14 protein-coding genes are annotated in these 14628 nt (G+C 72.8%); 6 read left to right on the forward strand and 8 right to left on the reverse strand.

Going from position 1 to position 14628, the window contains the following annotated elements; genetic code table 11:
• Positions 1–108: 108 nt before the first annotated feature.
• From AB0A90_RS01530 to AB0A90_RS01545, 4 genes are read right to left on the reverse strand one after another with little or no spacing between them, the layout of a single operon-like run.
• Positions 109–216 carry a multicopper oxidase domain-containing protein gene (locus tag AB0A90_RS01530; protein ID WP_357239846.1) on the reverse strand — a complete coding sequence of 36 codons (108 nt, stop codon included), beginning with the start codon at positions 214–216 and terminating at the stop codon, positions 109–111.
• Entirely contained in the window at positions 191–346 is a 156-nt protein-coding gene (locus AB0A90_RS01535; RefSeq protein ID WP_357240679.1) for a hypothetical protein, read from the reverse strand. The genes AB0A90_RS01530 and AB0A90_RS01535 overlap by 26 nt, the downstream gene beginning before the upstream one ends.
• A complete protein-coding gene (locus tag AB0A90_RS01540; RefSeq protein ID WP_357239850.1) occupies positions 343–795 on the reverse strand; it encodes a DUF6220 domain-containing protein in 453 nt (150 codons plus the stop codon). The genes AB0A90_RS01535 and AB0A90_RS01540 overlap by 4 nt, the downstream gene beginning before the upstream one ends.
• Complete coding sequence (locus tag AB0A90_RS01545; protein WP_357239853.1) at positions 788–1795, reverse strand: carboxymuconolactone decarboxylase family protein; 1008 nt, start codon at positions 1793–1795, stop codon at positions 788–790. Before AB0A90_RS01545 ends, AB0A90_RS01540 begins: the two co-directional genes overlap by 8 nt.
• 143 nt (positions 1796–1938) lie before the next feature.
• Here AB0A90_RS01545 and AB0A90_RS01550 point away from each other — a divergent pair, with 143 nt between their 5' ends.
• The 3 genes from AB0A90_RS01550 (at position 1939) to AB0A90_RS01560 (ending at position 4531) form a co-directional block, all read left to right on the forward strand.
• A complete protein-coding gene (locus AB0A90_RS01550; RefSeq protein ID WP_357239856.1) occupies positions 1939–3060 on the forward strand; it encodes a sensor histidine kinase in 1122 nt (373 codons plus the stop codon).
• Entirely contained in the window at positions 3057–3719 is a 663-nt protein-coding gene (locus tag AB0A90_RS01555) for a response regulator transcription factor (protein WP_357239859.1), read from the forward strand. Before AB0A90_RS01550 ends, AB0A90_RS01555 begins: the two co-directional genes overlap by 4 nt.
• A 98-nt stretch (positions 3720–3817) precedes the next feature.
• A complete protein-coding gene (locus AB0A90_RS01560; protein ID WP_357239862.1) occupies positions 3818–4531 on the forward strand; it encodes a hypothetical protein in 714 nt (237 codons plus the stop codon).
• 118 nt (positions 4532–4649) lie between these two features.
• On the opposite strand, the gene AB0A90_RS01565 is transcribed toward AB0A90_RS01560, so the two are convergent.
• From AB0A90_RS01565 to AB0A90_RS01580, 4 genes are all read right to left on the reverse strand, one after another.
• Entirely contained in the window at positions 4650–8429 is a 3780-nt protein-coding gene (locus AB0A90_RS01565) for a S8 family serine peptidase (protein ID WP_357239865.1), read from the reverse strand.
• Positions 8426–9613 carry a CU044_5270 family protein gene (locus AB0A90_RS01570; protein ID WP_357239868.1) on the reverse strand — a complete coding sequence of 396 codons (1188 nt, stop codon included), beginning with the start codon at positions 9611–9613 and terminating at the stop codon, positions 8426–8428. The genes AB0A90_RS01565 and AB0A90_RS01570 overlap by 4 nt, the downstream gene beginning before the upstream one ends.
• Positions 9613–10224 (reverse strand): RNA polymerase sigma factor, encoded by a 612-nt coding sequence (locus tag AB0A90_RS01575; protein WP_357240656.1) that lies wholly within the window; start codon positions 10222–10224, stop codon positions 9613–9615. Before AB0A90_RS01575 ends, AB0A90_RS01570 begins: the two co-directional genes overlap by 1 nt.
• Before the next feature lie 277 nt (positions 10225–10501).
• The gene (locus AB0A90_RS01580) at positions 10502–10672 is read right to left on the reverse strand and encodes a hypothetical protein (RefSeq protein WP_357239871.1); all 171 of its coding nucleotides are present in this window, start codon (positions 10670–10672) and stop codon (positions 10502–10504) included.
• A gap of 217 nt (positions 10673–10889) precedes the next feature.
• Between AB0A90_RS01580 and AB0A90_RS01585 the strand changes: the two genes are divergently transcribed.
• The 3 genes from AB0A90_RS01585 (at position 10890) to AB0A90_RS01595 (ending at position 14613) form a co-directional block, all read left to right on the forward strand.
• A complete protein-coding gene (locus AB0A90_RS01585) occupies positions 10890–11708 on the forward strand; it encodes an MOSC N-terminal beta barrel domain-containing protein (protein WP_357239874.1) in 819 nt (272 codons plus the stop codon).
• Between the two features lie 63 nt (positions 11709–11771).
• Positions 11772–12872 (forward strand): beta-eliminating lyase-related protein, encoded by a 1101-nt coding sequence (locus AB0A90_RS01590; protein ID WP_357239876.1) that lies wholly within the window; start codon positions 11772–11774, stop codon positions 12870–12872.
• 157 nt (positions 12873–13029) lie between these two features.
• Positions 13030–14613: a gluconokinase gene (locus AB0A90_RS01595; RefSeq protein WP_357239879.1), complete on the forward strand. Its 1584-nt coding sequence runs from the start codon at positions 13030–13032 to the stop codon at positions 14611–14613.
• Positions 14614–14628: the final 15 nt, after the last annotated feature.

The raw sequence follows: 14628 nt of genomic DNA on the forward strand, positions 1-14628 counted from the left end.
CGGTCGCGTTTGTGAGCGTTAACAGGCCGCGACAGGTATGTTACGGGAGCGCTCCCATACCCTCAACCTTGAACTCACAACCTTCGATCCCCGGTGCCGCCCGGCGGATCACGAGTACCTGAGGTGCGTCGTCATGCCGGCGTCGGCGTGCGCCAGGTTGTGGCAGTGGTTGGCCCATACCCGCGGGTTGTCAGCCCGGAACGCCACCTCCCACACCTCCCCCGGCCGGACGTCGAACGAGTCCCGCCACAGCGGACTGCCGGCCGCCGGCCGCGCCGCCCAGCCAACCGGCGGTCACGAGGACCGCGAGCACGAGATCGACCGCGAGCAGCGAGCCGGTGGTCATGCCGGCTCTCCGCTGCGGACGACGGCGCCGGTGGAGTCGGCCGACTCAGGGTCGGACAGCTTCCGTGCCCCCTGGAGGACGGCGACCACGACGTGTACCGCGATGATCCCGTTGAGGGCGTGCAGCCCAGCGATGATCGGGCCGAGCGGGGTACTGACGCCCGCGGCGTCGGTGGCCGCGTTGGCGATCATGGCGAGGAGCGCCTGCACGACGACCAGACCGATCGGCAGAAGCGCCAACCCGATGAGCCGGCCCGACGCCCTGGCCAGTGCCGCGCACAGCGCGGTGAGCAGGGTGAGGGCCGGGATGACCGCCATGCCGTTGACGCTGTGCAGAACGTACGCGTCGTCGCCCCCGGGTCTGGCGAACCCGCCCACGGCGGCGAAGAGGAACTGCAGGACGAAGGAGACGAGCAACAGGGCGCTGCTGATGACGAATGCCTTACGCATGGTGGTCTCCCAGAGGGTGCGTCGAGGTCAGTGCCTGGGCGATGTGCTCGGTGGCGGTGATCGCCCCGAACGCGACAAGCCGCACGAGGTCGGCGTCGGCGGGATGGGAGAGCCGCCAGAGAGCGACGTCACCGACGCTTATCGCGCTGGGCGCGAACGCCGCCAGCAGGGCGATCCGCGTACCGACGCGGTCGGCACCCGGTACGTCCCGGACCAGGTCGACGGCCCAGTCCGCGGGCCGGGCCGGGAACCGCCCGTCCTCCCACCGCACGGTGGCCGTGACGGTCTGGCGTGCCACGTCGCCCAGCAGGTCCCCGCCGCGCCCGGCGGCGTCCGTCAGGGCCGCATACGCGACGCCGACCGGGCTGTCCCCCGCCCAACCGGGTGACGCCGTCGTGCCGGCGTCCAGGAGCGCGAGACTTCGGCCGGGTTCCTTCGGTTCCCGGGCCGCCCTGGCGGCGAGCCAGCCGCCGACCGACCGCACCACTGGGGAGCGTTGCAGTCCGCCGGGGAGCAGGTCGGGTTCGAGCAACGCGGACACGATCCGGTTGATGACGTGGAAGGCGAGCAGGGTGCCGGTGATCTCCGGGCGGTACGGGCTGGTCCAGCCGGTGGCCCTGGGGCTGCGGCTCGCCCGCGCCCAACCGACGAGCTCGGCATGCCGTGCCCCGGTCGGTGTCCCGTCCCGGACGACGGCCTCGGCGAGCTTCGGCTCGCCCAGCGCGTGCAGCAGCATCGCATGGGCGTCGACACAGAACTGACAGCGGTTGGCTTGGGACACCGCCGCCGCGACGAGTTCGCGCTCGACCCGGGACGCGTCCCCGGCGAGCAGGGCCTCGCGCATCAGTGCCCAGGTCGCGGCCAGCACCTCCGGCACGGCGGCGAGCACCTGGAAGGTGGGCAGTGGCCCGACGAAGTCGTCCGACATCTGCCGGTAGACCTCCGCGGTCCGGCCGGTCGCGGCCGAGGCTTTCACTGGGGTGGTGAAGCGGTATGTCATGGACTTGATGCTGGTGCCGGCGAGCTGGGAAAACGTCGTGCCGTCGCAGACACTTGACCGGGCGGCGCTACCGCGTCCGCGGTACGTCCGGTTACCGCGGTCGGTGGATGCCCCACCCGGACAACCCGTTCTACAGTTCGACAATGCGTCGCGACCTGCCGTACGCCCTCGGTGGCCTGGTCCTCGGTGCCCTCCTGCTCGGCAACGCCGCGCTCACCCCGGACGCCACGGTCGGGGCGCTCGATGTCGCCCTGGTGGTGGCCATGGCGGTAGCCGTGGCGGCGTGCCGGCGGTATCCGGTGGTGGCGCTGGGCGTCGTCACCGCCGCCATGCTGGCCGTCCACATCCGGGTGCGTCCGGGGGTCTCCGCCGCGTTCCCCGTGCTCGGCGCGGTGTACGTCGCCGGCTGGCGGGGGCACCGACTGGCCGCCGCCACCGCCAGTTTCGCCTTCCTCGGTGGGTTCCTCGCCCGGGACATCTGGTCGAGGCCGACCACCGGTCCCGCCCGGCTGATCGTCGATTGGACGGCCCTGATGCTTGGCTGGTTCGTGGCGGCCAACATCGCGGGGCTCGTGGCGCGGCAGCGCCGGGCGTACCTGGAGCAGGTCGAGCAGCGGGCGATCGAGGCCGAACGCACCCGCGAGGAGATGGCGTTGCGCCGCGCCGGGGAGGAGCGCCTGCGTATCGCCCGCGACCTGCACGACTCCCTGACCCACAGCATCTCGGTGATCAAGGTGCAGGCCGGGATCGCCGTGCACCTCGCCCGCAAACACGGCGAGCAGCCGTCGGCCACCCTGCTGGCGATCCAGGAGGCCAGCGGCGCCGCGATGCGGGAGCTGCGCACCACGCTTCACGTCCTGCGTTCACCCGCCGACGAGGACCGCGTGGGGCTGGCCCGGGTCGACGAGCTGGCCGAGCGGACCAGGGCGGCTGGCGTGCCGGTGCGGGTGGACGTCGCCGGTCAGCCCCGGGAGCTGCCCGACGAGGTCGACCAGGCCGGCTATCGGGTCATCCAGGAGGCGCTGACCAACGTGGCCCGCCACGCCGGCCCCGCCACCGCGCACGTCCACGTCGAGTACGCCCCGGCGCAGCTCACCATCTCGGTCGCCGACGACGGCCGGGCAGCACCGGCTCACCCGGTGACACCCGGCGTGGGGCTGCGTGGCATGCGGGAAAGGGTGAGCGGGCTGGGCGGCACCCTGCGTGCCGCCGCCGACGATGACGGTTTCACGGTACGGGCCACGTTCCCGCTGGAGCCCGCATGATCCGGGTCCTGCTCGCCGACGATCAGGCGCTGATGCGCGCCGGATTCCGCGCTCTGCTCGACGCGGAGGACGACCTGGAGCTCGTCGGCGAGGCCAGCGACGGTGCCGCCGCCGTCCACCTGTCGCGGCGTCTGCGCCCGGACGTGGTGCTCATGGACGTGCAGATGCCGGGGCTCGACGGTATCGAAGCCACCCGCCGCATCGCCGCCGACCCGGACCTCGCCGCGGTCCACGTCCTCATCGTCACCAATTACGGGCTCGACTCCTACGTCTTCGCCGCCCTGCGCGCGGGTGCCAGCGGTTTCCTGCTCAAGGACGCGGACCCCGCCGACCTGCTACAGGCCATCGCCGTCGTGGCCCGCGGCGACGCACTGCTCGGGCCGGCCGTCACGCGGACGCTGATCAGCGAGTTCGTGTCCGGCCCACCGCCGGCCGAGCCGGCGGCGGGGCGGGACGTGCTCACCCCTCGCGAGCGGGAGATCGTCGAGCTGGTCGCGGGCGGGCTGACCAACGACGAGATCGCCGCGCGGATGGTGATCAGCCCGTTGACCGCCAAGACACATGTGAATCGGGCGATGGCGAAGCTGCACTGCCGTGACCGCGCCCAACTTGTCGTGTGGGCGTACGAGTCGGGGCTTGTCACGCCGCGTCGTCGATGATCGTCAACGCGCTTCGAGGGCACCCGAAGGCACACGGGGTGGGGCCGACGCACTAGCATTGCCGCCGACCGACGACGGCTCTGCTGAAACGAGGCGACATGCGTTGGCTCCGGCGGTTGCTGGGCGGAAGGCGCGTCCAGCTCGATCCGGCACGACAGCAGGCGCTGCTCCGCGACGTGCAGCACCGGTACGGTCCCCACGCGCGGATCCGGTTCACCGAGCAGGTCGAGGCGCTCACCGCGACACTGGACAGCGACGACGGCCTGGTGGTGGCAGCCCAGATCGTGGGTCAGGTCGCCGACGAGGCGCATGTGGACCTGCAGTCCCAGGCACAGGAGATCCACCGACGGACGGGCCGGCGGCTGCTGGTGCACCGCCGCAACTACCGGCCGCTGTGGAAGGAGGCCGGTCCCGCGCTGCGCTGGCCGCTGTTCGCACTGCCGTCCGGCTTCCACCCGTACGCGCAGGTGGCCGCCGCTGTCACGGTGGTCGGCAGTCGGGCGCCCCGGCTCGACCGGGTGACCGACCCGAACCCGCTGCTGACCCGGGTGTTCGAGGTGCTCGACCTGACCACCGCCGGCTGGGAGTACGGCCGGGTGCGGGTGGACACCGACGCCGCCGCCCTGGCCGATGGGCTGATCTCCAGTGCCGGGCAGGTCCTCGTGGCCATGGACGACCCGCCGCGACTGCCGCCCGCCGTCCGTGAGCTGATGCGCCGCAACAACACGGTCGCCGTGCACGATCCGGCCGGGCCACGGGCCGTCGGCGGCATCAACCTGGGCGCGCGGATGCGGGAGGAGTTCCTGGTCTGAACGCCCCCGGGCGTTACGTGACCTGCCAGCGAGTCCGTTCGCGTACGGCCCGTTGCCCACGGGGTATCGGGCCGGAGACGGTGGGGATTCCGCACCGACGGAATCCCCACCCACCGCGTTAGCCGCCGACCCGGTACGCCCGGAGCACCGTCTGCTCCACCGCGTTGCCGTCCGCGTCGGCGGCGTTCGCCCGCAGCGACACGTGACCGGCACGGCGGTGTGGCACCAGCGCCAGCCAGCCTTCACCGTCCCGGCTGACCGGCACCGCGTGCCAGCTCCGGCCGTCGTCGTACGAGGCGGCGACAGTCACCGTCACCACCGGCCGCCCGGCCACCCCGCCCTGCCGGTGCACCGACATCCGCACCGGTCGGCGGTCACCGACCGACACGGTGTTGCGCAGGTCGACAGGTGCGTCGAGGAGCATTCCCAGCAGCGGCAGTGGCTGCCGGCCCGATACCGTGGCGGACCGGAAGGTCCACGACCCGCTGACCGTCGTGCTCGACCGCCAGGTCGGCGAGTGGTGCGTCGCCGAGGCGGTGAGCCGGTACGTCGCCGCTGCGGCCGGTACGGCGAACTGCCCCCGGCCGGGCTCGGCGACGGTGCCGAGAAGCTGCCCGTTCCGGTACAGGCTGGTGCTGCCCGTGGTGCCGTCATCGAACGCGTCAACGGGTCTCGGATGGCCGCTGGAGTCGCTGAACATCGGCAACATCACGTCGACAACGTCCCCCTGTCGGCTCACCCACGGCTTGCCGACGTTGTCCACGGTCGGCCCGGTCAACGCCGGCCCCACCACCGCCTTATCCCAACTGGTCGCCGGGTTGGCTCCCGGCCGCAGCCTCAGCTCCGTCCTCGCCACCGCCGGGAAGATGTCGTTTCCGAGCGAGATTCGCCAACTGCCCGGCGTGTAGTACTCGGTACGTCGCAGTGGCGCGAACACCGGGCTCGACGCAAACAACCCGTGGTACTCGTCGCCAAGCCGGAGACTCGCGCGGACCTGCCGTACCCCCTCGCCCGCGTCGTGGTAGCTGGTCGGGACGGCGGCCAGTTCCCCGGTCGTCGGCCGGTACGCCAGGTCCGCCGGGATCCCGCCCCGAACCTGGTAGCCAAGCTGGTAACGGTATGGACTGACCGGCTGCCCGGTCACGGTCGCGGTGAGTGTCCCCGCACCGGCGAGTTCGACGAATCGGTCGATCCCTGGATATCCGGGTCCCGAGCTGATGGTCGGCAGGGCGAGTGGCTCGCCCGCCCAACCGAACTGCCCGGTCGCCAGCAACACCATCCGGGCGCCCCGCTGCTGGAGCTGGCGTACCACCGGGGCCAGCGCGAACGGTTCCGCCTCGTCATTAGCTGAGGTGAGCACGGCGAGCGCGTCTGCCACGTCCACGTCGGGCAGTTCGCCGGTCGGACCGACCACGAGCCGGACGACCGGAAGTCGCGCGGTCCCCTCGAAGGGTGGTGTCGGCCCGGGCTTCCAGAGCCAGCCGACCCGAACCGGGAACCGTTCCGGTGCGGTCGCCGACAGTTGCAGCATCGGCCGTTCCAGAACCGCCATGTCGGTGAGGCTGAACTCCTCCGCGCTCACCCCGGGTGCGCTGCCCACCAGCACCTCGCCGAAGCCCGGTTCGACGATGTTCCCCATGCCGGTGTTGGTCGGGTCGCCGGACCACCGCCCGCCGATGACGATCTCGCGCAGCCCCTCGGTCGCGGCCGGCTGGTCGGCCACGCCCAGCGGTACCGCCCGGGCCCACCGGGCGTCCAGGGTCACCGTGGTGTCGTCGGCAAGCGTCAGACCCGGATAACCGAGTACGGCGGTCCGGAGCCCGCCGTTCGGCGGTGGCGGCAGATAGACGCTGGACAGCAGGGCGTACCGCCCGGCGGGCACCGACACCGAACCCGATCCCCACACGAAGTCCCGGAAACCGGCGTTCTGGGCGTCGATGCCGACGACCATCGTGGTGCCGCTGTCGCTGGGCCGGCCCTGCTGGTCCAGCAGTCGGACGGTGACCTCGTGCGTCTCGGTGGCCTGCCGCACCCCGACCGGGGTGCGGACGCTTGTCTCACCGGCGGTGGCGACCACGACCCCGCCGTACGTCCCGGCCCGCTGCCGCCCGGCGATCCGCACCGGGACGGCGGCGCTGCCCCGGGCCGGCACGGTGAGGGTCGTCGCGCCGAGCGTGGCCAGCTGCGGCGGGGCCGGCTGGCCGGCGGTGTCGGCCAGGCTCAGCGCCAGCCGCAGCGTGACAGGCGTCGACCCGTCGTTGCGGTAGGTCAGTTGCCGGGTGCCGCCCGGCGCCCCCCAGGGCAGATCCATGGCGAGGGACGCCACCTCGGCCCGCACCGGCTGGGTGACAGCCCGGGCCACGTCGATCCGACCGGCGCCGACGTCGAAGACCCGGGACTCCCGGGCCGGCGCGGCGGCGCCGACCAGGGCCGCCTTGAGCTGCGCACCGGTCCACTCGGGGTGCCGCTGCGCGAGGATCGCCGCCGCCCCGGCGACGTGCGGTGCGGCCATCGAGGTGCCGGAGAGCGGCACGTGGTCGGGGTGGCCGGCGATCCCCGGGTACGCCCCGGTCGCCCGGGCGGCCAGGATCGCCTCCCCCGGCGCGGCCAGCTCGGGTTTCGGTGCCCCGTCCCAGACCCGGGGTCCCCGGCTGGAGAACTCACTGATCCGATCGGCGGGGTCCACACTGGAGACCGCGAGGGCGGCGTTGGCGCTGGCCGGAGCCGACACCGGCGCGTACGCCCCCCGGTTGCCGGCGGCGGCCACGAAGAGGGTGCCGTGATCCGCGCTGAGCCGGTCGACCGCCTGGCTGACCGGGTCGGTGCCGTCGCTCGGGCCGCCGCCGAGGCTCAGGTTCACCACCTTCGCACCGGCCTTCGTGGCCGCCCATTCCATGCCGGCGAGAATCCACTCCTCGGATCCATCGCCGGAGTCGTCGAGCACCTTGCCCACCGCCAGCTTCGCGTCCGGGGCGACACCGCGATGCCGACCGGCCGCCCCCGAGCCCCCGACGGTCGCCGCCACGTGGGTGCCGTGGCCGAACCGGTCCTCGACGCTCCCCGTCCCGGTGAAGTCCTGCGCCGCCGATACCCGACCGGCCAGGTCCGGATGGTCGGTGTCGTACCCGGAGTCGAGGACCGCGACCGTGACACCCCTGCCGGTGTAGCCCGCCTGCCACGCCGTGGGTGCGCCGATCTGCGGCACGCTCCGATGCAGGCTCGCCCGGTAACGGGCGTTCAACCACACCTTCCGGACGCCGCCGCGGATGCTCCGGGCCGCCGGGTTCGCCTGGCGGACCAGGTCCGCCCAGAACCGGGCACCCGTCGCCTTCGGCTGGTCGTTCGCGGTCAGGTTCAACCCGGGCAGCACCCGGCGGGCCCCCGTTCCCGCCAACGGGACCGCCCGCCGGGCCTGGCCGGGGTCGGCGTACTGGACCAGCAACGGCAGCACCGGACTGGCGTTGTCGTCGTAGCCCTGCGCCAACAGGCCGGTGACGTCGAACAGCCGCTCGTCGAGCAGGTCCGCCCGGAGCAGGGGTACGGCGTCGGTGGGGACCACGTACCAGGCGCCGTCACGCTGGTAGCGGGCGTACGAGACGGCCCGGGGCCGGACCGGAGCGGTCCCGTCCCGCCCGGCAGCCGGCGCAACCGAGGGTTCGCCCTCCGGATCCAGCCGGACCACGTCCCCGGTTATCAGCGTCACCGTGCCGGCGGTCCTCGGCACGCCCCGCCCGGCACCGGCCGTCGCGCCGTCGCCGACTGCCCGCGTCGGCCCGGCGGAAGGGGCACCGGCCGCCGCGTACGACGGCACAACCGTGAGGAGCGACGCCACGGACAGTGCGACGGCCAGTAGTCGCCGTCCACCGCCGACCCGGAACCAGCCTCTCCCGGCGGTCATCGGACCTCACCGACCCGGTCGACGATGGTGAACGTGGGCACCTGTACTGCCACCACGGTCCCGGCCGGGATGCCGCGCTCCGTCCGGATCTGCACCGAACGGAAACCGAGCAGTTCACGCCCCGCGGCGTCGAAGACCAGTTCCTCCCGCTGGGCATCGTTGCCGGTCGACTCACCGTCGCGGCCGATCGCGACACCCTGCCGACCAGCCAGTTCGACCCGGCCCTCGACCCGTTCGACTCCGGGAATCAGTGCGACCGCCTGGTAGAGGGCCGCCCGAACGTCGGGAGGCACGATCGGGGCGACCTCCCGGAGCAGGTCCAGGACCCTGGTGAAGACCTGTCCGTCGGGAGAGTGCTTGTTCTGGTCGCCGACCGCCTCCCGCAGGGTGGCCAGTAGCCGGGCCGGATCGGTCGGCAGGCTCGCCAGGTACGCCGGCGTCGGCCGGTACACGTCGCCCGGGTCCCGGACCGCCGGGCAGCTCGCACAGTCGGCGGGCGGCTGGTAGTCGGGCGTCGGCCCGTACTCCTCGACCTCCGGCGGTGCGGTCAGGTCGTACCCGAGTTCGCGGGCGAGCTTGGCGTCGGCCGGGGTCAGCGGGGTACGGCTGACCCCCTCGGTGATGCGCGTCCGCGCCGACCGCAGGCCCTCCACGGTGGACCACATCTCGTGCCGGCGAGCCAGCCAGACCCTGGCCAGCGGCCCGGCGCCGTCGATATCGCCGATCAGCGACAGGGACCGTTCCTCGCCCACCCGGTAGATGAACTGCCCCGGCCGGGCCTCGGCAGCCCGGTCGAGCCGGGCGTTCGCGGCGACCAGCCGCAGCACCGTCCCGGCGTCGTCGCCGTCGCCGATCGGGACCGTGGCGGGGAGGCTGCCCACCCCACCCCGGTCCGGGCCGCCGGGAACCGTCGCCGGCCCGAGGATCGCCGGCACGACAAGCGCCGTGGCAACCGCAGCCGAGATGCCGAGCCCGCCGAGCGACACATGCCACCACCGGGCGCCGAGCCGGCCACTGCGGCCCGCCGGCCGGATACGCACCGCTGCGAAACGGCGACGCCACGGCGACGCCACGGATTCGGCCCGAGCCTGCACGAGCAGGGCCGCCCGGGCCCGCGCCGTCGCCTCGGCGGACGGTGCCGGAGCCTTCCCCAGTACGTCGCGAATCATCCGCACGTCGTCCATCACAGGTCCCCCAGGTCTCGATCGTGGCCGCTCGGATCGGTGTCGCCAAGCGCCTCGCGCACCTTGCGACGCGCCCGGCTGAGCCGGGAACAGACCGTGCCGTACGGAATTTCCAGGGCTGCCGCGACCTCGTGATAGGTGAGTTCGCCGAGCGCGACGAGCAGGAGTACGTCCCGGTCCCGGGCCGAGAGTGAGGCCAGTGCCCTGGCCAGATCGCGGTGCACGCTCTGCGCACTGACCATCGCGGTGATCCGCTCGTCGTGACCGACGACGGACTGGTCCTGCGGTGCCCGGGCCATTGCCCGGTAGCGCCGCTGCTCGCTACGCCGCTGGCGGCGGACGAGGTTCGTGGCGATGCCGTACAGCCACGCCCGGACGTGCCCGCCCGGTGCGTGCTCGGCCGGGGCACCGTCGCCGGCGGGGTCTCCCGCATCGAATCGGGTCCGTTTGGCGAAGGCGATCAGGAAGGTCTCCGCCGCCAGGTCGTCGGCGGCGGTCGGGCCGAGCCGGTTCGCGGCGAACCGGTGGATCTCCGGGTAGTACCTGTCGAAGAGCAGCGCGAACCTCTCCGGCTCGGCGCGCGACAGCCTGATCAGGACGACGTCGGCCACCGCGCCGAGGTCGTCGGGCGGGTCGGTGCCGGCCCGGGAGCCGGGAGCGACCGCACACACGGGTGGCCCGGTCACGAGAGGGTTCCAGTCATGGATCGTTGTCCTCCAGGGAGCGTCATGCGTCTGACACCCCTCTACGCCCGATGACAGCGATCCCCTTCACGCCCGGCGCCGGCTATCCGGAATCCATCGTGCAACCCCGCCACCTGGCGCACGGTTCCACGCTTCCTTCTTAGACGTCGAGCGCAGCCATCCCCGGTTGCGAACCCGCACGCTCTCAGGCCATCGCGCGCAAACTGGACCGCGCCGGCTGCACACGCCGTTGGACGCGCAACCCGGCCCCCAGGACGTAGAGGTCGCGCTTGGCCGTGGCCAGCCCCTTCGCGTCGAGCACGTACCCGGTGAGCCAGATCCAGTCGTTGTACGGGTCGGTCTCGCCGACAGACACCAGACGCAGTATCAACGCCCGGTCCCCCGAGAACTGCACCGAGCAGGCCGCCCCGGTCAGCACGACCTCGGCATGGCGGCGATCGACAACACCGTCGCCGGTCTGCGGCTAGCGGCCACCGGAATGTCGAACCGCAACGCCCGCTCGCCGGCATGGAGCGGGTATTCCTCGCGCCACCCGTCTCCGAGTGGTGACGCGGTGAGGCAGCATGACCGTCATGCAGACGGTTGTCGCGATCCGGCGTTACCCGCTCAAGAGCGCCCGGGGGGAGGCACTCACCGCGGCCGACGTCGAGCAGACCGGTCTGCGCGGCGACCGGACGTGGGCCTGTATCGACCGCGGCGACGGGACGGTCGGCAGCGCCAAACACCCACGACGATGGGGGCGCCTGCTCGATGTCGGCACGAGCATGCGGGACGACGCCCCGGAGACGACCCTGACGCTGCACGTCGACGGCACATCGGTGCCAGCCGGAAGCGCGGCGGCAGATGCCGCGCTCAGCAAGCACCTGGGCCGCCCGGTGCGGTCGAGCCGCGAGTTGCCGCCCGACGCGAGACTGCACCGGACGTTGCCTGACGACGTAGGCATGGTGCCCGATTGGATGGACGGCGCCCGGCCCGGTCAGGACACCATCACGGCGATCGCGGGCGCGGGGCGGGTGGGCCGGTTCGTCGACTTCGGCGCCGTTCACATCGTGACCACCGGCGCGCTGTCTCTGCTGGGTGGGCGCATGGGAGGTGGCAGTGTGGCCGCGACGCGGTTTCGTCCGAACCTGGTCATCGACGCACCGCGTGACCCGGAACCGGGGCAGGAACTTCGCCTGGGCGATGTCGTCCTCCGGGTGGTCCTGCCCACCCCGAGGTGCATCGTCCCCGGGCTTTCCCAGGCCGAACTACCGGCTGACCTCTCGGTGCTGAGCGCCCTGGCCCGGCACTACCGCATCCCGGTGGCCGGGCTCGGGCGGGCAGCCTGCTTCGGGACCTACGCCGATGTCGTCCAGCCAGGCCGATTCCGACTGGGGCAGGTCGTTCGTTGACGCTGATTGCCCGCCGCCGAAAACCGATTGGTCCCTGTTGCGCTGACATGCGACGATCCGCCGATGTCTGCCAACACCAGGCAGCGTCGGCTTGCCGCGCTGCGCGCCTGTGACCAGATTCTTTCCGGCATCCGGCCCACGACAATGAGGGAGCGGCTCGCGGACATGGACGCGGGCGGTGATCTGGACGGTCAGCCCGACTTCTACGGCGACGGTCCGGTGAACGCGCTGGAAGAACGCGTGGCAGGACTACTGGGAACCGAGGCCGCCGTCTTCTTCCCCACCGGCACGATGGCCCAGCAGGTCGCGCTGCGCTATGGCGCTGACCGCACCGGGCACCCGACGGTCGCTCTCCACCCGCTCGGCCACCTGGAGATGGACGAACGGCATGCCTACGCCCACCTGAGCGGTCTGCGCAGCACCTGGCCGACCACCGCGCCCCGCAACCCCACGGCCGAGGAGATCAACGCCCTCGCCGAACCCGTGAGCACCGTCGTCATCGAACTCCCGCTGCGCGACGCCGGCTTCGTCCTCCCCTCCTGGGACGAGCTCGCCGCCGCATCCGCCGCAGCGCGCGCCATCGGCGCCCGCGTACATGTCGACGGTGCCCGAATCTGGGAATCCACCCCACACCTGGCACACACCCTCAGCGAGATCGCCGACCTCGCCGACAGCACCTACGTCTCGTTCTACAAGACGATCGGCGGTATCAGCGGGGCGGCGCTCGCGGGCACCACGCAGCTCGCCTCCTACGCCCGCATCTGGCGGCACCGCTGCGGCGGCGAGGTGTTCCAGCAGTGGCCAGCCGCTCTGAGCGCACTCGCCGGCCTCGACCGGGAGCTGCCACGCATCCCCGATTACGTGCGGCACGCGCGAACAGTCGCCGCGGCACTCAGCGCGCTTCCCGGCGCGCGGGTGTATCCAGAACCGCCGCACACCCATCGATTCCGGCTCTGGCTGCCTCACCCGGCGCAGGCGCTCAACGACGCCGCGCTCGCACTCGCCGAGGAGGACAAGGTGTGGTTCGTCGCCGGGTGGCAGGACACCGCCGTGCCGGGTATGGCGATGACCGAGGTCACCGTCGCCACCCCCGCCCTCGAGTGGACCACCGACGACATCGCCGAGGTTGGTGAGCGCTTCCTCGGCCGCGTCGTCGGCCATTGACCCCGGGCTCTGGCGCCGCCGCCGGCACCAGTGGCGAGCAGAAGCACTCCGCGCCTCGAACAGTCATCGGCTCCACACCGCACTCGGCGGCCCACCCGGCACGACAACTGCGCGCAACCGCTTGCCCACCCGTCGAACACCGCTCGACCATGTGCTCATGGGGCCGGAGCGTCGTGTCATCCTCGGGGTCGACGTGGGCACCACCGCCGTGCGGGCGGGCGCGTTCGCGCTGGACGGCTCGGCCCGACACGTCCGGACGCGGGCGTACCCGCTGCTCCAACCGGTGCCAGGCTGGCAGGTGCAGGACCCCGACGTGCTGGTGGCGGCCACCCTGGCGGCGGTGTCCGCGTGTGTCGCCGACGTCGCCGGGGCGGAGGTCGTGGCCCTCGCGGTCAGCTCCCCCAGGTACGGCGTGATCGGACTGGACGCGACACTCAGCCCGGTGACGCCGCTGCTGACCGGGCGGGACACACGGTCCACGGACGTGGCCCGCGACCTGCGGATCTCCGGCCAGAGCCGGGAGCTGCACCGGATCACCGGCACGCCCGTGCACCCGGGAAGCCCGCTGTGCAAGCTGATCTGGTTTGCCCGCCACGAGCCGTACCTCTGCGCCGCGACGCGGTGGTGGATCGGCCTGAAGGACTACCTGGTCCATCGGCTGACCGGGACGTTGGTGACCGAGCTGTCGTCGGCGTCCGGCACCGGCATGTTCGACGTCCACCGGCGGGTGTGGAACGCGGGCGTACTCGATCTCGTCGGGGTGTCCGGCAGCCAACTGCCGCCGGTCCTGCCCACGACGGGCGTGTTGCGGCTCTCCTCGGCGGCCGGACAGGCGGTCGGCCTGCCATCCGGCACACCTGTCGTCATGGGCGCGGCCGACGGCCCGTCGAGCAGCCTGGGCATGGCGGCGATCGACAGCACCGTCGCCGGTCTGACGCTCGCGGCCACCGGTGCCCTGCGGACGGTCGTCGCGGCGCCGCTCGTCGACCCGGCGGAGACCTTCTCCTGCGCCGCGTTGACCGAGGACGCGTGGGTGGTCGGCAGGACGGTCAACAACGGCGGCAATGTCGTGCGGTGGGCCGGTAGCGCCGCCGACCCGGACCGCCGCGAGGCGTCCGATGACCAGCTCGCCGCACCCGAGTTCCTGGCCCTCGCCGAACGGGTCGCCCCGGGCAGCGACGGCCTCGTGATGCTGCCCTACCTGCTGGCCGAGCGGGCACCGGCTGTCGGTTCCGGCCCGCCGGGCGCGTATCTGGGCCTGCGGAGCGAGCACTCCCGAGGTCACCTGGTGCGCGCCGCGCTGGAGGGTGTGTGCCTGCACCTCGGCGGCGTCCGGGACCACCTGGCCGAGCTGACACCGGTCAGCAGCGTTCGGCTGGCCGGCGGCGCGTTCCGGTCTCCGCTGTGGCGTGCGGTGATGGCCGCGGTCCTGGACTGTCCGACCCAGGTGGTCGGCGAGGACGACGACGCCGCCCTCGGCGCGGCGGCGCTCGGGCTCTTCGCGATCGGCCTCGCCGCCGATCTCACCGAGGCCGTCACCCTGCTCAGTCCTGCGAGTGCCCGCGCCGAGCCGGTCGCGGTCGACCCGACCCTCGCCACGACCTACCGCGGGCTGCGCGCGAAGCTGCCCGCTCTCCGCACGGTCGCGGGCCGCGTGGGCGAGATCCTCGACGAGTTGGCGGCCGGCCCGGACGTCGGCTGGCGGGCCACCACGGCGTCCCGGGACGTGGTGGGCGGTTGACCGGGCCGCTCGCCG

It is taken from the genome of Micromonospora sp. NPDC049204 (assembly GCF_040647935.1).
GTDB lineage: Bacteria > Actinomycetota > Actinomycetes > Mycobacteriales > Micromonosporaceae > Micromonospora.